The 20,617-nt window shown below is 33.6% G+C and carries 28 protein-coding genes and 1 pseudogene; all 29 read right to left on the minus strand.

Translation table 11 applies throughout. From position 1 onward, the window contains the following. Nucleotides 1-14: 14 nt before the first annotated feature. A complete protein-coding gene (locus tag AGR56_RS07890; protein WP_231017343.1) occupies nt 15-311 on the minus strand; it encodes a Gp15 family bacteriophage protein in 297 nt (98 codons plus the stop codon). A gap of 28 nt (nt 312-339) precedes the next feature. Further along, on the minus strand, nt 340-681 hold the full coding sequence (locus tag AGR56_RS07895) for a hypothetical protein (protein ID WP_231017342.1): 342 nt from the start codon (nt 679-681) through the stop codon (nt 340-342). 13 nt (nt 682-694) lie between these two features. Further along, nucleotides 695-1,147, minus strand: a complete 453-nt coding sequence (locus AGR56_RS07900; protein WP_053241806.1) for a hypothetical protein — start codon at nt 1,145-1,147, stop codon at nt 695-697. 10 nt (nt 1,148-1,157) lie between these two features. Continuing rightward, complete coding sequence (locus AGR56_RS07905; RefSeq protein WP_053241807.1) at nt 1,158-1,544, minus strand: minor capsid protein; 387 nt, start codon at nt 1,542-1,544, stop codon at nt 1,158-1,160. Continuing rightward, entirely contained in the window at nt 1,544-1,927 is a 384-nt protein-coding gene (locus tag AGR56_RS07910) for a hypothetical protein (RefSeq protein ID WP_053241808.1), read from the minus strand. Before AGR56_RS07910 ends, AGR56_RS07905 begins: the two co-directional genes overlap by 1 nt. Further along, nucleotides 1,924-2,241 carry a hypothetical protein gene (locus AGR56_RS07915; protein WP_053241809.1) on the minus strand — a complete coding sequence of 106 codons (318 nt, stop codon included), beginning with the start codon at nt 2,239-2,241 and terminating at the stop codon, nt 1,924-1,926. Before AGR56_RS07915 ends, AGR56_RS07910 begins: the two co-directional genes overlap by 4 nt. Before the next feature lie 2 nt (nt 2,242-2,243). Continuing rightward, the gene (locus tag AGR56_RS07920; protein ID WP_053241810.1) at nt 2,244-2,606 is read right to left on the minus strand and encodes a hypothetical protein; all 363 of its coding nucleotides are present in this window, start codon (nt 2,604-2,606) and stop codon (nt 2,244-2,246) included. 2 nt (nt 2,607-2,608) lie between these two features. Continuing rightward, on the minus strand, nt 2,609-2,899 hold the full coding sequence (locus AGR56_RS07925) for a hypothetical protein (RefSeq protein ID WP_053241811.1): 291 nt from the start codon (nt 2,897-2,899) through the stop codon (nt 2,609-2,611). A gap of 11 nt (nt 2,900-2,910) precedes the next feature. Then, nucleotides 2,911-3,897, minus strand: coding sequence for a major capsid protein (locus AGR56_RS07930; RefSeq protein WP_053241812.1), 987 nt, complete (start codon nt 3,895-3,897; stop codon nt 2,911-2,913). A gap of 13 nt (nt 3,898-3,910) precedes the next feature. After that, a complete protein-coding gene (locus AGR56_RS07935; protein WP_053241813.1) occupies nt 3,911-4,498 on the minus strand; it encodes a phage scaffolding protein in 588 nt (195 codons plus the stop codon). Nucleotides 4,499-4,746: 248 nt separating this feature from the next. Then, complete coding sequence (locus tag AGR56_RS07940; RefSeq protein ID WP_053241814.1) at nt 4,747-4,938, minus strand: hypothetical protein; 192 nt, start codon at nt 4,936-4,938, stop codon at nt 4,747-4,749. Nucleotide 4,939: 1 nt separating this feature from the next. Continuing rightward, on the minus strand, nt 4,940-6,538 hold the full coding sequence (locus AGR56_RS07945; RefSeq protein ID WP_231017341.1) for a phage minor capsid protein: 1,599 nt from the start codon (nt 6,536-6,538) through the stop codon (nt 4,940-4,942). Nucleotides 6,539-6,540: 2 nt separating this feature from the next. Next, nucleotides 6,541-8,052, minus strand: coding sequence for a capsid protein (locus tag AGR56_RS07950; protein ID WP_053241815.1), 1,512 nt, complete (start codon nt 8,050-8,052; stop codon nt 6,541-6,543). Nucleotide 8,053: 1 nt separating this feature from the next. Next, nucleotides 8,054-9,400, minus strand: coding sequence for a terminase (locus AGR56_RS07955; RefSeq protein ID WP_053241816.1), 1,347 nt, complete (start codon nt 9,398-9,400; stop codon nt 8,054-8,056). Next, on the minus strand, nt 9,390-9,908 hold the full coding sequence (locus AGR56_RS07960) for a terminase small subunit (RefSeq protein ID WP_053241817.1): 519 nt from the start codon (nt 9,906-9,908) through the stop codon (nt 9,390-9,392). The genes AGR56_RS07955 and AGR56_RS07960 overlap by 11 nt, the downstream gene beginning before the upstream one ends. Nucleotides 9,909-10,311: 403 nt before the next feature. Then, nucleotides 10,312-10,857 (minus strand): hypothetical protein, encoded by a 546-nt coding sequence (locus AGR56_RS07965; RefSeq protein WP_231017340.1) that lies wholly within the window; start codon nt 10,855-10,857, stop codon nt 10,312-10,314. Nucleotides 10,858-10,863: 6 nt separating this feature from the next. Beyond that, a complete protein-coding gene (locus AGR56_RS21660) occupies nt 10,864-11,007 on the minus strand; it encodes a hypothetical protein (RefSeq protein ID WP_242851375.1) in 144 nt (47 codons plus the stop codon). A gap of 220 nt (nt 11,008-11,227) precedes the next feature. Then, nucleotides 11,228-12,605 (minus strand): annotated as a pseudogene (locus tag AGR56_RS07975) (DEAD/DEAH box helicase). A gap of 29 nt (nt 12,606-12,634) precedes the next feature. After that, the gene (locus AGR56_RS07980) at nt 12,635-13,045 is read right to left on the minus strand and encodes an HNH endonuclease (protein ID WP_053241819.1); all 411 of its coding nucleotides are present in this window, start codon (nt 13,043-13,045) and stop codon (nt 12,635-12,637) included. Then, the gene (locus tag AGR56_RS07985; protein WP_053241820.1) at nt 13,046-13,321 is read right to left on the minus strand and encodes a VRR-NUC domain-containing protein; all 276 of its coding nucleotides are present in this window, start codon (nt 13,319-13,321) and stop codon (nt 13,046-13,048) included. 274 nt (nt 13,322-13,595) lie between these two features. Further along, on the minus strand, nt 13,596-16,025 hold the full coding sequence (locus AGR56_RS07990; RefSeq protein WP_198149986.1) for a virulence-associated E family protein: 2,430 nt from the start codon (nt 16,023-16,025) through the stop codon (nt 13,596-13,598). Between the two features lie 156 nt (nt 16,026-16,181). Then, nucleotides 16,182-16,340 (minus strand): hypothetical protein, encoded by a 159-nt coding sequence (locus AGR56_RS20770; RefSeq protein ID WP_198149988.1) that lies wholly within the window; start codon nt 16,338-16,340, stop codon nt 16,182-16,184. 5 nt (nt 16,341-16,345) lie between these two features. Next, complete coding sequence (locus AGR56_RS07995; protein ID WP_053241821.1) at nt 16,346-16,639, minus strand: hypothetical protein; 294 nt, start codon at nt 16,637-16,639, stop codon at nt 16,346-16,348. A 36-nt stretch (nt 16,640-16,675) separates the two neighbouring features. Then, nucleotides 16,676-16,921 (minus strand): hypothetical protein, encoded by a 246-nt coding sequence (locus tag AGR56_RS08000; protein WP_053241822.1) that lies wholly within the window; start codon nt 16,919-16,921, stop codon nt 16,676-16,678. Between the two features lie 3 nt (nt 16,922-16,924). Then, nucleotides 16,925-17,110, minus strand: a complete 186-nt coding sequence (locus tag AGR56_RS08005; RefSeq protein ID WP_053241823.1) for a hypothetical protein — start codon at nt 17,108-17,110, stop codon at nt 16,925-16,927. Between the two features lie 221 nt (nt 17,111-17,331). Beyond that, nucleotides 17,332-17,475, minus strand: a complete 144-nt coding sequence (locus AGR56_RS20165) for a hypothetical protein (RefSeq protein WP_157055706.1) — start codon at nt 17,473-17,475, stop codon at nt 17,332-17,334. A 46-nt stretch (nt 17,476-17,521) separates the two neighbouring features. Next, the gene (locus tag AGR56_RS08010; RefSeq protein ID WP_053241824.1) at nt 17,522-19,486 is read right to left on the minus strand and encodes a DNA polymerase; all 1,965 of its coding nucleotides are present in this window, start codon (nt 19,484-19,486) and stop codon (nt 17,522-17,524) included. Further along, nucleotides 19,479-20,039, minus strand: coding sequence for an NUMOD4 motif-containing HNH endonuclease (locus AGR56_RS08015; protein WP_053241825.1), 561 nt, complete (start codon nt 20,037-20,039; stop codon nt 19,479-19,481). The genes AGR56_RS08010 and AGR56_RS08015 overlap by 8 nt, the downstream gene beginning before the upstream one ends. Continuing rightward, complete coding sequence (locus tag AGR56_RS08020) at nt 20,039-20,596, minus strand: DUF2815 family protein (protein ID WP_053241826.1); 558 nt, start codon at nt 20,594-20,596, stop codon at nt 20,039-20,041. The genes AGR56_RS08015 and AGR56_RS08020 overlap by 1 nt, the downstream gene beginning before the upstream one ends. Nucleotides 20,597-20,617: the final 21 nt, after the last annotated feature.

Consider the following 20,617-nt stretch of genomic DNA (forward strand, 5'->3'; position numbering starts at 1 on the left):
TACTTCATGGTATCTTATCCAAATGCTTTTTTAAACATTTCCTGAACGTCTCTAATTGCTTTTTGCTTTTCTTCATCAGTCAAATCATTAACCGGATTATGCTTATTTCTCCACTCATTTCGTATTCTATGCTGTTCTGGAGTAAAATTTTTAAGCATGTTTTCATCTTCTTCAGAACGTATAGAAACAATTTGTCCAAGTGGAGTTTTAGGCATAATTCCATTTAGTAATGTACTAAATTCAGCCCAAGACATATCCCGTTCATTACGAAGTCTTATTCCATACTGAGCTGTAAAGCTTGCTTCTATCAATGGCCAATCATCAACTAGGTCATACCAATTATCTCCGAAAATTTTTCGCTTGTTTTGCTGCTTCCTTTTCTATGTCTTCAAGTTCCATTTCCGAAATAGCTGCCATTATTGCATTTATTATTGTTCCTGTAGCTTTCACGGATAAGTTAAGACCGTTTATATAATCAAGCGCGTCCTTTCCAAGAGCTGCCTCTATAACCCTATCCATTCTTTCAAAATCATTAAGCTTTTCATCTTTAGCTAATTGAGTAATAAATATAGCTTGATTTTTACTATTATTAACTGCGTACTCATGCTCATTATCAATTTTAATAACAGGCTTATCATTTGTAAGTCTATTCATTATATCATACACTTTTCCCATTGCCATTTATAATTACCTCCTATGCTGCAGTCGCTGGTGTATATGTTGGCTTTCCATCAGACTTTAAATCAAACTCCAATGGCGCAACCTTTGTACTATCATCTCCGCCCGGATTAGTTACGTCTATCACACAATTAAATGTTAACTTTGAACCATCTGGAAAATCAATTTCTGCCATAGAACTGCAATCAAGACCATCTTTCCATGCTACTGCTGCTACATAATCATTACCTGGATCGCCTACATTCCTTTTGCCTTTAAGGCTTATAGAAAATGATTTACCTGTCATAAGACTTCTAGCCCAGCCATTTGTTGTCATTGGTGTCCAGTCCTCAGTTTTTCCATCTATCTTAAAACTAAAAGTTTCCATGTCCGCAATTGATACCATATCAGTTGCAGTACTTGCAGTACCTTTAGTTCCAATCTTGAATCCAATATTGTATACAGGGTATACTCCACTTGTAAATGCCATTATTCACTACCTACCTTTCATAATAAATTATTAAATTAACAACATACTCATATATGCCATTATCATCTGTTCCTACACTCACTGGCTCATCAGTTCTCATATCAAATTTAATTGCTCTTGTATTGTTTATCACGGCGCCTTGGCCAAAGAATATATTATATATCTCTTGTGCCTTCTCTTCTGCTATATTTGCATTATTTCCCCAATGAACTAATATAGAAATAGCCTTAGTGGCATAGCTTGTATTTGCTAAACCTCCTAAGGCTATATTAGGTGCAGGCCCTTGTGTATTATATATGCCTATACACTGCTCTTTTGTAGCATCAATTTTTCCTATATACCAATTAGGACTATTCGTTTTAGTTTTTAGCCAATCTCTTATTTCACTTAGCAACATTACTTTACCAACCCCTTACTAAGTTGTTTGAAAAATTTCATATAAGTATCTTTTATAAAGTCTCTTTTTTCTCCATCAACATAACTCTGCATCCATAAGCCTTGGGCATTTACATTTTTATCAGTTCTAAAATTATATTCAGGATGCCAATATAAACGCCTAGCATATGGAGTATCAAAAATTATAGACACTATAAATTTTTCAAGTTGAGATGTATCTACAAATCCACTTCTTTCAAGTTCTCCTGTATCTTTTGGAGTAACAGCAGATGTTTTTATATCACTTAAAACTGCTTCCATTGTCATTTCAATGGCTTGTTTCTGTGCTTGAACTAATTTGCTTATATTGCCATTATTAAGCTTTATATCTACTTTAACCTTCATGATAAATTAAGCTCCGTAGAGAATACTGTACCATCAGGATTAAGTGGCTTTTCAATTGAATAGATATTTTTCTTATCTTCTCCTTTTAACACATAGCCCTGTTTAATTGCTACATCACCCTCTATAACAGCTTTACCTGTAAGAGTTACCAACTGCTTTTCTGGTGTCATAATCTGCCTTGTCTTATCGGTATAAATACATTTACCTTCATATACAGGTGTATCATCAGTTCCACCATCCTCATTGAGCTCCGTACTAAAAACTTTTATATCAGTCTTAGCCAAAAACCTCGGAAATGGTAATTTCAACCCCATAGCTATAACCTCCTACATGTTAATCCTGTTTGGCTTAAGTAATTCATAACTACATCAGTAGTCTTTGCATTACCACCGCCAGAACTCGTATCGAGATTAAGCTGTACACTTCCAGCTGTGTATCCACTAATAGGTGTATTTAAATAATCACCATACTCATACATAAAATCAGCCTGACAGCATACAGCCTTTTTAATTTTTTCTTGTTGAAACGGTGTAAGATTATCAAAACCAATTCCAACTATCCTGTTATAAGTAAGGCTATCAATTTTATCACTGGCAAGTTCAAGCCTATTATTAAGTTCATCATCTGGTATTGTACTGCCTTTGAACGTATTCTTATAATAATCAGAGTCCGCATACATGACTATTTACCAACCTTTATTTTATTTAAAATATCATCTTTCTTAGTTAATCCTGTAAGATCTATATCCTTACCCTCTGCATAAGCTTTTAATTCGTCAACTGTCATTTCATCAACAGACTTTTCTCCAGCATTATTTGGTTGCTGATTTTGTTCAGCTTCCTCAACTGTATAACCATGTTCTTTGAACCATTGTATCAAATGCTTATCTTTGGTCTCTCCTACACCTTTAGAAAAAGCTACACTAGCCGATACACCAGTGTAGCTTTCATTAGGACTATATACTTTTGCCATAAAAATCCCTCCTATTGAACTTTAATTTTTCTCATAACTCCGGCTGCTTTTGTAGCTTCAAGTGCAATTGCTGCTACCATTTCAACCTCACCAGTCTTTACAGCTCCTGAAGTTGTGAAATCTGGAAGCCATGTTTTAATTGGTGGTTGACCTGCCATACTTATTCCATGCAATCCATCCATTGCAAGTCTTGCAGCATAGAGCGAAGTTTGACCTGCATTAGGATTTACTGTGGTACCATCGGCAAGTTTTGCAGCTTGTGTTGAAACTACTGGGTCATTACTGCCAGATTTTGCTCCTAAATCAACTAATGGAATATTGTTATAGCTTTCAACATTTTGACCAAAATCATTTTTAGTTGTTTGGTAAGTTCCTGCTCTTCTTGCGCATGCTCTTATTTTGGCAATTAGTTTTACGTTACCAGCAATAAATGTAGGCTGTCCATCTAATCCCATTAAAAATTCATCAAGTGCATCTAAGAAATACTTATAGTTTGCATCTACTGCGGCAGATGTTGAAAGGTCTATAACATCAGTAGGAATGTCTTCTGTTGAACTACCCGTAAGTGCCTTTTCAAGTCCATCAAAGGCGTTTGCATCTGTTCCACTATCTCCGTTGATAACAGTATCATTGAATAGTGCCTGCGCTGCCTTAATCTTTTGTTGCATTTGCAAAGTTACCTCTTTAGCTGCTCCACCTAAATTAGCAATAATTCTATCAATCTGAAAACTTCCGCCAAATACTTTGAGGTCTGCATAGTACTTGTCTTTTGTAACTTCCTGTGGTGTATACTCGCTGTTTATTGCTCTAAATTGAGCAGTTGGTTGAGTAGTAAGTCTTAGATAACTATAGGTCATTGTAGCGCCTCCCCCAGTAGGTGAAACTACATCATCAAACGTAAGGTTATCAAGTAAAAAGTTATTCTTTCTAAATTCGTCAATAACACCTATTTGTAAATCATCTTGTAATTGTTTTTGTGCTTCTAGTAATGTAATCATTAATTATCATCTCCTATTTTGTTAAATTATTTTGCTGAAAATGTGCCGCTACAGCTCCGAATAATGATGTTGGCTTTGATTGCTGTTGTTCTGTTCCTTTGCCATCAGTACCAACATGAAAACCTGGCTTTGGATCATTATTATTTGCTGGTGTTTCTTCCTTAAACAAAAATGCTTTAGATTCTTTTAAACCTTTAAGCTGTTCATCAAGTCCAGTTACTTTCCCATCATCACCTAAAATAAGCTTTGATTTATCGATAAGCCCTGAAACTATATCCTCATCTTGAACTTTACCAGCAACAGCTAATTTAATAGCATTACTTAATTGAAGATCCTTGTAAGCTTCATCTTTCTTTTTACTTTCATCTTGCAGTGTTTCAATCTGTTTCTTAAGTGTCTCATTGTCTCCAGTTGAATTTTTAAGGGTTTCAAGTTGAGTTGCATTTTCCTTTACAGTAGCTTTGAGGTTCTTATTCTCCTCTGAAACAGTATCAAACTTGGTTTTAGGTACATAAGTTTCAAGCTCCTTTTTAGATTCTTCGGCTGCCTTTGTTGCCTGTTCTTCTGTAAGTCCAAGAGCAATAAATTGTTCCTTTGTCACTTATAATCAATCCTTTCATATAAATTTAAACAGTTTATTGTCTTATTTAGGACAAAATTAAAAAGCCCTATTTCTAAGACTTTAATTTAACCATATGAGAAACAGCCACAGTGCTATCCACCACAAAATGTTTCTAATGCTTTCAATTGCTTTTACTAAATCTTTATCATCATTCAAAATTCACACCTCACTTGCATTTAATTTTAGGCATAATAAAAGCACCTACTATTTTCATTTAGTAAGTGCTTTTAAATTACTTCTATAGACTTTATCTCATTTTCATAGAGTTCAATTCCATAAGAACCTTTGTCTATGCTTATGCTTGCTATTTCAGGCTCATTATCTAAAGCCTGTGTATAACAATCACAGTTGCCTTCTATTATTTTACCATCTATACATGTTACTTTAATTCTTTTACCTGTATATTCCCATAGTTTCATATTATTCCTTCTTTACTGTTGGCACTATATGCGTACCATTCTTAGAGTAATGTATAATAAATTTATTGGTAACTGTCTTTTCTCCTGTCTTATTATTAATACTTACTCCTATATTTTTGTTGGCCATTATCAGTTCCTTATTGTTCCACTCGCCTTTTAAGTTTAAATTTGGTCTTCCAGTACCAGCATACTTATTTATAAGCTCTTGCGCTTCTTCCATAGAAATAGTTAAATAGCTTCTACCTTCAATATAGTTGTTATTCCCAATAATATGTTTACCCTGCTTACCTAATTCGATATTTAAAGGTTGTTTCCCTGATTTAATAAAATCTTTTATTTCTTTTATCTTAGCATTTTCGGCATTGTCTTTCAACTCTTGTTTATGTGCTTCTATATCCTTATCGCTTATTCCTGGATTACTTTCTCTCCAGTTATTCCTTCTAAGTTGTGGATTATCACTTAAATGTTGCTGTAACATATTTTCATACTGTTTAACCTTATCTTCTGCCTTACTTACATTTTCAGCATCTACAGAACCGGCTTCAACTCTTTTCCATTTCCTAATCTGTCTTTCCAGGTATCTTTGTTTTTGCTCTGCTGCATAATTAGTATTTATTGTGTCTTCGTCTGGTACTTTAGGAAGTTGAGTTATACCTTCAAAGTAAGTGCTAAGTGTATGCCTACAGTTTGGATGTAATAATCCTGCTTTCATGGCCTCGCTAAGCAATTTATATTTCTTGCTATATTCCTGGGTATATTCTTGGCTTGGGTGGCTGTATACATCATCTATAAGTACTTTTCCTTGCCATGGTAAACAAAGCTTACAAGTATTCGCGTGAGCTGAAACAACAACTAAATGTATGTCCCACTCATCCCGTTTTTGTCCTTCTCCCATAAATGTTGCACGCTGAGAAGCTGTTCTTAGAGCCATTTCTGCATACGAAGCAATATTAACTCTTTTGCCATCCTTATACACGATACAGTTAATACCTTTATCTAAAAAGTCCTTTGTTGCCATGTCTACAGCTTGATATATTGTTTTTGCACCACTCTGTAAAAACATATGGCTTTTAAATATTGTCTGCCTGTATACATCGTCGGACATTCTAAGCATAGCTGTCCGACCATTCTTTAAATCATTAGTAGTGGCATCAATTAAGGATTTGAGCTTTTTTTCATTAACCCCGAAGAATCCTGTTTCCTTAGGTCCTGTTTTGAATATTCTCCTAAAGAGCTTTTGAATTGGAGTTTTAGGCTCAATATTTTCAGGAAAGTTAAAAGAAGCTTCTTTCTTATTACTCTTTTTTAATATATTCCTAATCCTATTTATTATTTTTAACACTCTATTCTGCCCGGCATTAAAGTTTTCATTAAGAGTATTTTTTATTGCTTCTTCAATTGGATCACCAAACTTGTCAATTATTTTTTGATTATCTCTCCTAAACTTTTCTAAATTTCTAAGCTTTGTACTCTGCCACTGCTCCCACTTAAATCCTTCCTTTTCTTCTTCTCTTTTATGAAATGCAAAAGCGCGCTTCATGGACTTTATAAGCTCAAGCTCTATCTGTGTGAATATTTCCTTTAAATCATAATCTTTCATGACTATTCACCATTTTGCAAAGTTTCATCTGGTGTAACATCTGTATTTGTAGCTGGTTCATCAACTGTCATTATTCCAGACTGCTCCTTAATCCTTTGAACTTCCAAAGCTTTCTCTTCATCTGTCCAATCTTCTCCATACATTTCCTCAATAGATTGTTCAACACTCATTATTCCATAATTCTTAGCTTTTCCTACAGTATCAACTATGGTATCAAATGAAGGACTTGCGTATTCACCAAAATTAATTGTAGCCTTATATTCTTTAGGAACTGTTTCATGAACAAGATCATTAACTTGAAGCACTATCTCTATTAATCGAGGTAATATTTTTTGTAATGCATCAATTAATTTTGACCGTGTATACAAAGTTGTCTTTTCCTTTTCCCTTTGTGCTTCTGCATTATCTGTTTTCTTTAAATCAATTCCTAATGTTGCTGGAGAAATAATTCCTTGTAAACACACATCTAATGCACTACTATAACTATTTACATAAGCTTCATAGTTTATTGCAGCCTGTTTCATATCTATTTGGTTTTTAGCATCCTCAGCAAGGCTTGAACCTATTTTTACAAATTTATTATCAAAACTATTAGGTTTTAATAACTCACCAGTATCAGGGTTTTTAGGTATTAAATCCTCAGGTATATATTTGACCACTCTTCCATCTCTAATTGCATCAATCCATTGACTTATTACTTCATCCAGTGCGTCGAAGCTATCTGACTTACTATCAAATATACTCTTACCTCTATTGTCAAACTTCTGGCTCTTAAAGAACATCAAAGGCACAGCCATCATGAAATTACCATCAAAGGTTATATCCTTTAAATCCGCTGTATCAGGTATGGTATTAAGTGGTACTTCTGCTCCATCCGACCCAAAAAGTTTATATTTTATATACCCCTTTCCATATGTCTCCTGAAGACTATAATCCTTATTGTTCACAGTGTAGGACACATAGAATAGAACTTCTTGAACCCTGCCACGTTTAACAGTATAATCAACATTTTCACCACCATAAAACTCAATTATAGGATATGGTGATATGTCTGTATCAATGGATACTTTAAAAGCTCCATCACCAGTAACAAGCGTTTCAACTATAGATTCACCTACAAGCTTAGTAAAATTATTATCCTGGCTTATTTCTGTCCATAAATCATTAAGCTGCTGCTCTTGTAAATCTATATTCTCAATGTCCTCTGTCACAATATCCGAAAGTCTTTCAACTATCATTGCTGGCAATCCGCTGTGTATTTTACGTATATTAAGATTTTCACTTGGAACTGCTGCCCAAAATCTTGATTGACTTACAAGATCCTGTGCTGACTGTTTAAAAAATTGATCCAGTTCTGACGGATCTCCTCTGTACCAAATTCTATTTTTAAGCACATTTCCTTGAAAGCTTAAGGGTTCCTTTATCGTTATAACTTTATCCTGTGCCGGATATATATTTAAATACTTAATAGCTGCTTTTGTTAGCATATTCTTTATACCTCCTAATAGCCCCATGTCACACCTCCTTATAGTCTCCAATCATCTTTCTGAATGGTATCCATGCATACTGACCAGAGTTAATTGTATGATCGTTTGCGTCTTCTGGCTCGTACTTATCTTCTTTCCATGAGTAAATCTCTAATTCTGCTATATGATTTACACACGTATTCACAACGTAGTAATAAATCTTTCCTTCTATATTGATCCAGCCAAGCATTGTGTGTATTCTATCGATAATACCAAATTTCTTATAGCTGTTAACAATGTTATACAAGTTTGGCCTAGTTCGCTTTAACTTTTTGAGTTCCATTATTGTAGCTTGGTCTGCACTATCAACAAAGACATCTCTTGCAAAGCCCCAGTCTTTTCTATTCTTCTCCAAAAAATCGATAAACTTAGGTGCAATGTCCGACGGTGCTAATGGTACGCTCAAATCCTTATTGCTGTATACTTCCTCATCTAGCATTACAAGCTCTTTATTTGCCGTAATACCCATGAAAGTAAATGCAAATGTATCAGGGCTTTCCTGTGAATATGATGTATCTAAGCCAGCAGTGAACTGTACAAAACGCATTTTCTTAGCACGTTCTCTAGTAATAACATTGTTCTTTCTCTCAAAATTGCTAAATATAAGCCCTGTTGCCCTACCTCTAAGACCTTGAATTTTATTTTTATAGAGCTTTGTTCCCTTAGGAGCTGATCTCATTTTCTTCTCAATATCTTCCTGAGTTAAACTTAAATTATCTCTAAACGTAAAAAACCAATACCGCCATTTCGGTACTGGTTCCTCATTTAGCTGCTCCATTATTTCCTTTGGAACATCAGCAGCATATTTTTTATATGGTCTTGAGCGATTTATAAACTCTTTATACACAGGTAGGTTAGGATCATCAGGGTTAAGTGTTGCCATTAGGTAATCATTTCTTGTACTGATTTCTCTTACAAAGTCTATATCTGCTGTATTAATTTCATCAATATACACACATCCAAACTGAGAGCCTAATACCAACTCCCATTTATCCCTGTTGTCATAACCTAGCACAAATATTATTTTATCCTCAAACTTGATATGTGGTATTTTATAATCCTTATCACCATTACCATAATACTTTGCTTTACCTTGGTGTATATCAAGTATTCCATTATCCTGTTGTATGATATTCTTTTCTGCTACACCTGTAGTTCTGGAAGCAATTACATGCAGTTTCTTTTTGCTTTTACTTACCATGAGCATAAACTTAACACCAGCACCTACAGTTGTTTTTCCACTTGCTGTTGTGCCCTCTAAGAAATCAGCATCCACATTCTCGGTTGTATTGATAAAGTCAATATATTTTTGGGATAAAGGAAATTCATTCGTCAAGGCCTTTACCGCCTATCTGATTTACTATATCCGCAAATTTCTCTGACTTCTCAACATTCAAATCGACTTTATCCGTGAACATGCCAAGGTGCTTTCCTAATAGCTCTAGGGCTTTCATTTTATCAGCAAGTTTTATTTCTCTTTCAACGCCTTTACCATATGCTGTTGGAACTGTTTTAATTTTAACTGACTGTATAGTAGCAAGATCATCATCAGATACTTTCTTTTTTACTGTTGCATTATTGACGTTAATTACATCACTTGGCTTTACAAATGCTATACGGGCTAATTCTCGTATAACCCTATCTTGATTTATTCCTGTGCGCTTTGACCTTTCTGCCATTGCCTTATCTATATAGTCTTTTATTGCCGGCTTTTCAAGTAATTCATAACTGTGATTCCTGGCGTATGAATTACTATAGCCTGCTCTTATAGCTGCCTGTGTGACATTAAGGTCAATTAAATACTCATCACAAAACAGCTTTTGCTTATCAGTTAACTTGGCCATAATGCCACCTCACTTTCTAGTTATAATCTGTGTAATTTTCATTATGCATAATCGAAGTCTAATTTCGTCAAACGTAGATTTCACGCAATCATATTAATCGCGTATAAATAGCATGGTTAAGCCATTCTTAAGCATACATATATTCTTGAGTTTAGTTTTATGCATAAATTTTATTATATTTATACATCTTTTTAGTCTTTATGCGCTATTTATTCATGCTTTATGCAACAAAAAGCACCTGAACTTACTCAAGTGCTTTTAATCATCTACAATTTTCGTTTTTATCATTTTCTCATATTATAAAAAGTACGTCAATCCCATAAAAAACTAACATTTTTTAAGCCATTTTCAGTGTACTTTGGCTATATCATTGGCTTTTCATATTTTTATCAAGGACATTTTTCTATAGTTTTAAGCCATCAATACCAAAAAATAAAATTGATAAGTCTTCTATGGCTAGTCGCACATCTCTCCCCACTGTCTTTACATTAAGATTAAAATACTCTGCTGCCTGTTCATAGATTAGATTCTTATTATCTTCCACAGGATCTATATACAGATATTTGATTATCCTATACCTTCTTTCATTTTGTGGCCCTTCATTTTTACATATGCTCTCGTAGTATTTCAAAACTTTATTCATGTGACCTATTATCACAGCCGTTCTTTTTTTAGTTCTGCTTATGGCCTGCACATACTGCTCATCATCATCTATTGCCTCAACATCATCTAAGATATCTATTGCATTCTCCTCGTAGATTTTATCACTGGAGCTATCTGCAAGCCTATCATGCACCTTAAGGTCACGATAATGTTTAAGCAACAATCTAGTATTCCGTAATCGCCTGTCATATCTCTTTGTAGTCTTATAATACTCCTGTTCTTTTATATACTTTATGCCTTCACGAACACCTATTTTTACAGCTTCCTCATACGTTAAATTTTCCATGCACATCTACTCCTTTACATCAATTTCAATTCCTGTTTCTATAGACCAGGCTCTACCTATTAGTTTGTCCTTATGTTCTATGTTTATATCCTGGATTAAATTAGGTTCATCTAAATCTAACGCTTTCCTGTGGCACTTCCATAAAATCAAGATACACATCTGGATTAAGTCAAAGGTTTCTCTAACTATCTCTTTAAGATTGCTAAGGCATTTACTCTTGTTGTATCTGGCTATTGCATCAACTACCTCAGCGTACTCCTCTGTGAGCTTAGTAATTATCCCCCTCTGTTGTGATTGTTGTATTATCTATTTTCAATTTGTCATTTTTTCTCAAAATATGCATTAATAATTTCATACCTCGTTTTACCTCCTAGCTCTTATATTTTTCTATCCTTGCCTTTACTGCTTCCAAAAGTATATTTTGATTTACTTCTTTGCTACCTAAGGACTTCATAACATCTTCATCCACAGTATTTTTAGCTATAATATGATTTATAACAACTGTTTCCTTTTGACCTTGTCTGTGTAATCTTGCATTTGCCTGCTGGTAGAGTTCTAAGCTCCATGTAAGTCCAAACCAGGTAATAATATTTCCTCCATACTGAAGATTTAAGCCATGTCCTGCTGAAGCTGGATGAATTAAAAGTATTGGTATTTTACCCTCATTCCATTTTTTAATATCTGCTGAATCCTTTAATCCAACTGCTTTTAATTTTTTAGAACCTAGAAATTTAACTATTCTATCAAAATCATGTTTAAAAGTATAAAATACTAAAACTGGTTTTCCGTTAGCTGCTTCTATAATTTCTAACAAAGCCTTTAATTTTTCCTCATGAATTTCTATAACTGCCTTATTTTCTGAATAGATAGCTCCATTAGACATTTGTAATAATTTGTTTGTAAGTACTGCTGCATTTGCTGCTGTTATGTCTTCTTTTCCAAGTTCCAAAACTAGATCCTTCTCTAGTTCTTTATATTTTTGCATTGCACTTTCAGGTAATTTAACCTCTATAGAATTATCTATCCTTTCAGGTAGATCTAAGTAATCCTTTGCTTTCATAGAAATACAAATATCACTTATCCTGCTTTCAATGGCTTCTGCTGCACCTTCTTTTAGATTCCAGTTATAAACTACAAATTGATTTCTATTACCTGGGGTAAAATATTGTTCTCTATAACTGCCTATTGTTTTTCCTAACCTTTTACCTCCATCAAGTAAATACACTTGTGGCCATAAATCAATTAAACTATTAGGTGCTGGAGTTCCTGTAAGTCCTACTATTCTTTTAAAATAAGGCCTTACTTTTCTTAATGATCTAAACCTTTTAGCCTTAGAACTTTTGAAAGAACTTAACTCATCTATAACAACCATATCAAACATCCATCTACCAAAACATTCACCAACTAACCAATCCACATTCTCTCTATTGGTCACATAAATATCTGCGTTAACCATTAAAGCATTTTCTCTTTCTTTTTTAGTTCCTAGAATCTTTGATATTTTTAAGTGTTTTAGATGGTCCCATTTTTGAACCTCAGTACTCCATGTATCTTCTGCTACTCTTAGAGGTGCTATAACTAAAACTTTATAAACTAAACCTAAAAACAATAATTCATCTACTGCTGTTAAGGTACTCACTGTTTTTCCGTACTCAACCCATGCCCATATCCAAGAATAAACCGGATGCCTCATGGTCTATGATGTGGCTAATTGCATATTCTTGATAATTCCAGGGCTTAAATTTCATAAAATCACCTTCTATCTTTCATAATATTTCTACTTAAACCTTCCATTTTTCTGGTGCAATTTTGCGTGTTCCTTTTGGGAAGGTAGCACTTCTAAATTATCCTCATTAAAGTTTAATTTGTTTTCATCTTTATGGTGAACTACTTCTCCCTTTCTTAGTTTTCTTCCTAATATTTTTTCAGCAATTACTCTGTGTGCATGTTTACCATGAATTTTGGGATACGTCTTACCTTCACCTTTTAATAAATGTGACCATCTTAAGTTTTCCTTAACTTCATTAGTCATTCTCGTAGGATTAAGTTCTTCATTCATTTTTGTCATTCTTTCGCTTGTATAAGTTTTTGAACATTCTCTACTACAAAAGACATGACTTAATATTTGACCTTTGTATCTATAAATTTCTTTTCCACAATTCTCACATTTTACTTTTATTTTAGGCATTTACTTCAACTCCCTTACAAAATTCTCAACTCCATTAATGCTATCTATACATTCAACCCTAAAACCCAAAGCTTGTAATTCTTTAGCTCTATACTCTTGAAGTTTTCTTCTTTTTTTACCTGGGGCTTTAAGTTCTACAAAAACAATCCTACCATGTGGTAAAAGAACAATCCTGTCTGGTACTCCGGACACTCCTGGACTAACAAACTTAAATGCTTTACCACCAATCAACTCAATTTGTTTTTTCAGTTTTCTTTCAATAACACTTTCTAACAATAAAATCACCTTCTATCTAACGGATACAAATGATACAATTTTTTCTTATATACGTGTATACGCGTGTTTAGGCGTGTATGTGTGTATACGTATATGCCTAATTATATAAATACTACTTATATAATATTTTTTGTATCATCTGTATCATGTAGTATTATATCCATTGGTGTACAATACTTTTAGTATGATACAAAATCGGATACAGTGTATATTTTTTTGTATCAATTGTATCCGTTTCTTCTTTACTGCGGATACAGAATTTTTTGTCTGATTTTTAATTCTGTATCCGGATATAAGTTCTTTGTCTGCCATAAATTTTACCAAAACTTAATGGTGCATTATTTTTCTCCCAGCCTTTCAAGCCTTTAAGAATATCATTAATTTCGCGTGATTGAATTGGTGTAAGGCTCTTAGGATCACCATTAAATAACTCACACCATATTTCCATTACACACGTTTTATTTCTCAGTACATTACCTTCTGGGATGTCTCCAAAATCAGAACCATGAATGTAGTTTCTTCTATCTACGATACTTAAGTTGTACCAGTTATCAGTAATTGGTCTGTTAAGGTATTCTTCAATTAATCCTGCCTTTGCACTTTCTTCACTGTGTGCCTCCTGCTGCTCCTGCGCTTCTTTCTCTTCTGCTGTACTTAAATATAAAGGTTCTTTATCATTCCATAATGTTGCAGCCTCAGCCCATATCTGGTCAATTTCATAATCTGTTAAATCCTTAAACACGCTTTTGCTGTGAGTTGTCACACCTACATCTATTGGCCAGAACCTTCTATTGCCTGTTTTATCCCTTAAAAATTCTCTATCATTTGTGGTACCTATAAAAACACATTGGCGTGGAAATCTACTAGTCCTGTGACCGTACGCGACTCTATAAATATCTTCCTGCTTAGATAAAAACTGTTTAGTAGCTTCAATGTCAGCCTTTTTTGTGGCCATCATTTCTCCCATTTCTAAGAGCCATACACCTTGTAATTGTTCATAAGCTTCTTTACCACTTACTGTTGTTAAGCTGTCACTATACCATTCCTTACCTAACTTTTTAATAATGGTACTTTTACCTATTCCCTGAGGACCACTTAAGACGGGCATGTTATCGAATTTGCATCCGGGAACAAAAACCCTTGCTACTGCTGCAACTAATATTTTTCTTGTAACTGTCCTTACATAATTGTTGTCCTCAGCTCCTAAGTAATCTACAAGCAAGGTATCAATTCTTTTAACTCCATCCCAGAATAAATTATTTAAGTATTCTCTTACTGGATGCACTGAATGTTTTTCAAAACTTAATGCCAGTGCATCAGCACATTTTACTGTAGAACTTATTTTATAATACTTCTCAATAAACTCCTGTAGTCCGCTGTCGTCTGTATCATTCCAGTCTGATTTATTATTTTTATTTCTCCATGGAAGCTGGCCAACAACTACAGCTCTATTAGAAAACTCATTGTAAGCAATTTTTCCTTTAAGCAGTGGCTCGTTTTCAATTATTAGTAGAAAATTACTTCTTGTGCTTTTTAGTTTACCATTGTCTGTGTATTCAAGTTCTTTAACCCATTCAGTGTCAACTTCTTCCTCAACTATTCCAAAATCCTCCTGAGCTTTTTCCATACGTTCTTTTCCTAAAGTCTGCATAACATTTTTATCATTTGAAGCAAACTCTGTCATTTTAGTAAATGAAGGTAATCTATTAGCAGGAGTATCAGGCTTTGCCTCATCATCTAAATCACCAAACTTTTGTATCCTAACAAGATCAAATGCATTGCATAATATTTCACTCGCAGGATCTGTACCATGATGACTGTAACTGAATTTATCATCATATATCACAACTCCGCCAGTTGTTGAACCTTCTGCATATGTGTACCTGGTTTCATCTGCACCAGGTATATAAACATCTTTTAAAAATTCATCTATAGCCTCAGTAATTGAGTAAGTTCTGCAAAAGGCTCCTATAATACCTTTCTTATGCAAAGGGTCTTCCTGTTTTTTTATTGCTGTATTTATTTTTGCTCTCGACCTTGAACTTTCTGGCCAATAACTAACATCCTGCCAACCAAATGTATATCTATCAAGTACTTCATCTGGATTAAGCCATTTTTCATCCTGGACCTTAAATATATATTCGCCATCACTGCTAGTTGATGGCCAGTACATTAACCTGCATGGTTCATATGTTGTATCATCAAATTGGTCTATGCCTAAATCACTAGCTATCATTCTTGCTATGGCTTGATACTCGTCTGGAAGTACTGGCCTTGATAATGGAATTATAAGTCTTAACCTCTGATTATCTGGTGCATGTGTATGGGTTGAATACATAAGACAGCCAAAATCCCATAAAAGTTCTATGCTTGACCATATATCATTTTGAACATAATCCAAGTCTAGTGTTAATATTGCTCTGTTGGCCACATTCTCGGCTTTACGTCTTCCGTTCTTAAGACTACCACCTACAAATCCACCAACATCTTTAATTCTGTCTCTTTCACTTTTAGGCATTTTCTTATATTCTGCGTATGTTTCTGGTGTTTTTGTTGTATGACTTAATTTCTCAACTAAAGCTGAATATAATAGATTTTTGTTTTTCCAGTGAGTTTCTTTTTTTGATTTTCCGGTGGCTATTGTTATGGATCCATCATATTTAATTTTTAAGATTTGTTTTTTATCTACTGCACTATCTTCCAAAGTTACCACCTCCTTATTTAACTACTTTCTGGTACATCTTTTTACTGCCCTACTTACAACGTCATATACTGCTGCTTTATTTGCTTTATCCTTTTTCTTTTTTCGTTTTTGAAGCATTTTTATAGTAAAGTCTGTTTTATCTTTAATACTTGGGCTCTAATTCTTTTTTCTCCTTTCCATATATAAAAAACCTATAGTACTATCCATTTCTGATATATTTTCAATGTGATATTCACCTTCAAAATGTTTTACTTTTTTAATCTTATCTTTAAAATTTTTATATGGAAGCAATATTATTTTTATTTGAGACACCATAAGCTTCACTCTCCTAAAAAATCATTTATATCTTCATCATTCTTCTTAGGTGTTTCTGACTTCACTGTGAGCCCATCAATGAGTTTATATAATTCATTAATCTTATTACAAACTGTCTCAAAATCTTTTAATCCTGTGCCTATTATCTCGTCGTTAACTAATCCCTTTAATGCTCCCTGAGGAGTTGTATAGTAACCCGTTCTTTTCCAATCTTCTTTACCCTTGATTGTTGTTCTTTTTAAGATACATATGTTTCTATCATCAACAGCTTCAACCTTAATATTTTTATTTATTTCCAATTTGCTACCTCCTTACAATTTCTTTGAATTGCGAACCTATATATCATTAAGTTTTGATATAATTCCAGTTATAACATTATCAGCATATGGTTGATATCTAAATGCTAATTGAGTTAACTCTTCAACATTAAATTCTGTTATCTTTTTAGAAAACTTATTTACTACTTCTTGTATTTCATCAACACTAAGTTCTTCATCTATATTTTGAGCATCTTCTAATGTCAAAGTGGCAGAAGATATAATTTCCAATGCTTTATATAAAACTCTTTGCTTTTTATTCACTTTTCAACCTTCTTTATTAATTATTCGTATTTGACTTGGATATTTTTCTACTAAATTAGCATATTCACTTTTCCCTAATTGATTATGAATACCTCTATTAATTTCAATAGTAATGTTTAAATCTTTTAATTCTTCTTCTGAATATTCTTTTAAAATATTATATAATTCTATCGCTTTTAAATTTAACATAAATCCTCCTTTTAAATTCATCTTTTATTCAACTGGTGATTTTTTTACTATTTCTGTGATAAAAATAGCCATTTTGATGATTTTTTAACCTATATCGTGATATTTTAGTTGAAGTGCGAACTTAATATTCATCTTAACTGCATAATGATTCCATTGCTTCTTGCCAGTTATTAAAATAAAACACTTCCTTTTTTTCATTATTTCTATGTTCATTTTGGATTTTAAACACAATAACTTTTTTTAAAATCCTTTGTCATCCCTTGTGGCAAATATCCATTCTTTACTAAAATTTCATGTGCTTCGTGTTCTGCTCTAATATATTCTTTTTGTTTAAAAACACTTATGCCTTCAACTTTTTTAATCATTTTTTTCACTCCTTCTTATTGATTCACATTTTATTCATATTCACAACTAATCCTTCATGTAGTAATTACATTCATATCCATCAGCCTTTAGTGGTAATCCCGGAGCCCATTCTATAGGTTCAGCAAATATGTTGCATATTTCTTCAACGCTGCCCTTTTCCTTAAGTACATCAAGTATTAACTCATCATGTACATGCATTACAACATGAAAGTCTTTTTCCTCGACTCTCATCATAGTAATACCTAAGCAATCTCTTGCGGTAGCTTGAACTATATTCTCTACAAGTTTTGGACCATATGTGTCTATTCTTTTCCACTGCTTTGAAGTTTGTTCCATACCTTCATATGTGATTTTGTCACCACTAAAAGTCTCATGTGGTTCAACCTTAGGTCTTAAATATGCTAACTTTCTTCTACTCGGCAGCTGTATGAATAACACCCCAGGGGCATATATAAACTTAAGACCAAACTGCAAATTTACTGTTGTTTTTTCTGTTATTGCTTTTTTAGCTGCTTTATCTACATCCCACCAAAATTTTGTTATCTTAGGGTTTGCATTTCTCCAATCTCTTACCAACCCCGGAAGTTCTTCCTCAGGAATATCCTTTTTCTTATCCATACTTGCAAGAGCTCCAACACTACCACCATAACCAAGGGCCAACTCTGCTATTTTTCCTTTTGGTCTTAAATCACCGTTAATACCATGCTTTTCTACTGGTACCTTAAACATTTTTGATGCTGAAGCACAATAAATATCACCATTATCGTTAAAAACATCTAGTCTCCATTGTTCTCCTGCATACCATGCAATTACTCTTGCTTCTATAGCGGAGAAGTCAGCAACAATAAATCTATTACCTTCTTTAGGGATAAATGCTGTTCTTATAAGTTGTGAGAGTGTATCTGGTATACTGTCAAATAAGAACTCCACTTCATCAAATTGTCCATTTCTTATAAAGTTTCTAGCATTATCTAAATCGGGCAAATGATTTTGTGGAAGGTTCTGTACTTGTACTAATCTTCCAGCCCATCTACCAGTACGATTTGCACCATAGAATTGTAATAATCCTCTTACTCTTCCATCCTTGCATCTAGCTCTCTGCATGGTTTCATATTTTTTTATCGAGGTCTTGGCCATAAGCTGTCTTAGTTCTAAAATTTCTTTAACTTTTTCATCTGTAGTTTCTTTTATAAGAGTTGGAACTACGTCTTTTGTAAGACTAGTAACTTCATGGCCAACTCTTTCACCAATCCATTTTTTTAATTGAGTTGGACTATTAGGATTACTTAACCCTGTTAGCTCTATAGCTTCTTTGGTAAGTCTTTCAGTGTAACTACTGTCACATTCAATTGCTTTTTCTATTAATGTCAAATCAACTCCAACACCTCTATCATTTATGTGTTGGTCTAGTTCCCATAATCTTTGTTCATTTTCTATAATTGGGTATTTATTTAATTTATTTCTTATGGTTCTTTCAACCTCAACATCTTGCTTATTGTACTTTTTAAATATTTCCCACTTCTCAGGTGCGTGTTCTGGAAGGTTTCTTGTTCTTCCACCATTAGCCTTTGTAGGTTTACATGGCTTGCAGAAGTATTGTATTAATGCCTTACCTTCTTTCATCTTTTGTTTATTTTCTTCAAAGTGTAGAGCTTTTCCAACCATATCAAGTGAACCAGGTAAACCAAGAGTTAAAGCTTTAATCATAGTACATTGCCATTGTTCTGGAGGACATTCTATTAATGCAAAATCATTGGATATGGCATTTCTTTCAAAGTTTGCATTAAAGGCGGTTTTTATAATATTAGGATTTTCAAGAGCGTCTAAAACACTATCTGGTAAATCTTCACCCTGCGCAAAGTCCACAACTTCCACAGGTTCATCATTGAAAGCATATGCAAATAGTAATATTTCAAATGAAGGGTGCTCACAATATTTATAAGCACCCACATTTTTAATATCTAAGTCGCAATATGTTTCTACGTCGATAGAAAGTATATCTTTATTCATTCATAACACCTTCTTTATTCAGCCACCAAAATATTTTATTCTCTTTTATGTCATAGACTACAGAAGTTTTAACATTAACAATTTTGGCTATTTCCGAACACTTAATATTATGTTTTAATAAGTGTTTTATCTTTATAGCTTGTTCTATAGATGTTTTTCTCCACTTTTTTCCTTGTCTATATACATCTAAAATATTTTGAGTTCTTGTACCATAAGCTAAATTACTTAATTTATTATTTTGTGGGTTTCCATCTAAATGTCTAACATCATAACCTTTAGGTCTATCTCCTAAAAACGTTAATGCAATTAGATGATGGACTGGTGAGCCATTTGCTCCATGTCCAAGCACTACTGACACACGACCATCTTGATTATATCTACCTGGCTTTAGGATTTTACCCTTAAGTAATCTTGTAAATGGTTTACCAGTTCTTCCTATTTGAGTTACATATCTATCTAAACTTCTTATTCTACCAACGTTGGAAGCCTGATAACGACCTTCATATCCTGGTATGTCTTTCCATAATTCTTTTTCTATTGCTAAAGTATCCATTATCCTAAGAAGTCTTCTTCTGAACCTACAGCGTCAAAATCGTCTTCTGCTCTTGTAAATCCTCCAAGTGGTTCACCATCTTCAAGCTTTTGAACATTACCAAGTCCTGCTGCAACACCCTTGTTACCACTCGCACTATACGGATAAAAATTTAATGTAAGTCTCGCATAGCAGCCACTATAAACCTCAGTTGCATCCATAATAGTTTGTACATTCTGGTCAACAACTCCTGGTCTATTTTTGCTTGAAGCATTTAAAAAGTAACAATTTGCATAGGCTTCATCATCTGGTCTTTCAGCATCACCGTCACGTAATGGAGTTTTTAAATTAGGTGGAACTTTTCCATTCCATTTAGATTTACCCTGTTCCTTAGCTTCTGCAACTGCTTCCTTGATAGCTTTTAATGTTTCTGTATCAGTTTTAGGTATTATTACACTTACTGAGTATTTTGGTTCATTTCCTTCTATTGCATGTGGCTCAAAAAGGTGTGCATAGCTTAATCTAACCTTTCCTGTAGTTACCTTTGTTCCTGTTCTTTTTGCTTTTATATTTGACATATTAATCATTCTCCTTCATAT

This window comes from Clostridium sp. DMHC 10 (assembly GCF_001270375.1).
Taxonomy (GTDB): domain Bacteria; phylum Bacillota; class Clostridia; order Clostridiales; family Clostridiaceae; genus Clostridium_S; species Clostridium_S guangxiense.

Coding starts and splice junctions, on each gene's coding strand:
- AGR56_RS08020 (WP_053241826.1), bottom strand. CDS start 20,596: ATGTCAAATATAAAAGCAAAAAGAACAGGAACAAAGGTAACTACAGGA.
- AGR56_RS20770 (WP_198149988.1), bottom strand. CDS start 16,340: ATGGTGTCTCAAATAAAAATAATATTGCTTCCATATAAAAATTTTAAA.
- AGR56_RS08010 (WP_053241824.1), bottom strand. CDS start 19,486: ATGAATAAAGATATACTTTCTATCGACGTAGAAACATATTGCGACTTA.
- AGR56_RS07940 (WP_053241814.1), bottom strand. CDS start 4,938: ATGAAACTATGGGAATATACAGGTAAAAGAATTAAAGTAACATGTATA.
- AGR56_RS07910 (WP_053241808.1), bottom strand. CDS start 1,927: ATGAAGGTTAAAGTAGATATAAAGCTTAATAATGGCAATATAAGCAAA.
- AGR56_RS08005 (WP_053241823.1), bottom strand. CDS start 17,110: ATGTTAAATTTAAAAGCGATAGAATTATATAATATTTTAAAAGAATAT.
- AGR56_RS07930 (WP_053241812.1), bottom strand. CDS start 3,897: ATGATTACATTACTAGAAGCACAAAAACAATTACAAGATGATTTACAA.
- AGR56_RS07950 (WP_053241815.1), bottom strand. CDS start 8,052: ATGGGGCTATTAGGAGGTATAAAGAATATGCTAACAAAAGCAGCTATT.
- AGR56_RS07915 (WP_053241809.1), bottom strand. CDS start 2,241: ATGGGGTTGAAATTACCATTTCCGAGGTTTTTGGCTAAGACTGATATA.
- AGR56_RS07925 (WP_053241811.1), bottom strand. CDS start 2,899: ATGGCAAAAGTATATAGTCCTAATGAAAGCTACACTGGTGTATCGGCT.
- AGR56_RS07920 (WP_053241810.1), bottom strand. CDS start 2,606: ATGTATGCGGACTCTGATTATTATAAGAATACGTTCAAAGGCAGTACA.
- AGR56_RS07965 (WP_231017340.1), bottom strand. CDS start 10,857: ATGGAAAATTTAACGTATGAGGAAGCTGTAAAAATAGGTGTTCGTGAA.
- AGR56_RS08015 (WP_053241825.1), bottom strand. CDS start 20,039: ATGGATACTTTAGCAATAGAAAAAGAATTATGGAAAGACATACCAGGA.
- AGR56_RS07895 (WP_231017342.1), bottom strand. CDS start 681: ATGGCAATGGGAAAAGTGTATGATATAATGAATAGACTTACAAATGAT.
- AGR56_RS07905 (WP_053241807.1), bottom strand. CDS start 1,544: ATGTTGCTAAGTGAAATAAGAGATTGGCTAAAAACTAAAACGAATAGT.
- AGR56_RS07980 (WP_053241819.1), bottom strand. CDS start 13,045: ATGCCTAAAATAAAAGTAAAATGTGAGAATTGTGGAAAAGAAATTTAT.
- AGR56_RS07900 (WP_053241806.1), bottom strand. CDS start 1,147: ATGGCATTTACAAGTGGAGTATACCCTGTATACAATATTGGATTCAAG.
- AGR56_RS07945 (WP_231017341.1), bottom strand. CDS start 6,538: ATGAAAGATTATGATTTAAAGGAAATATTCACACAGATAGAGCTTGAG.
- AGR56_RS07960 (WP_053241817.1), bottom strand. CDS start 9,908: ATGGCCAAGTTAACTGATAAGCAAAAGCTGTTTTGTGATGAGTATTTA.
- AGR56_RS20165 (WP_157055706.1), bottom strand. CDS start 17,475: ATGATTAAAAAAGTTGAAGGCATAAGTGTTTTTAAACAAAAAGAATAT.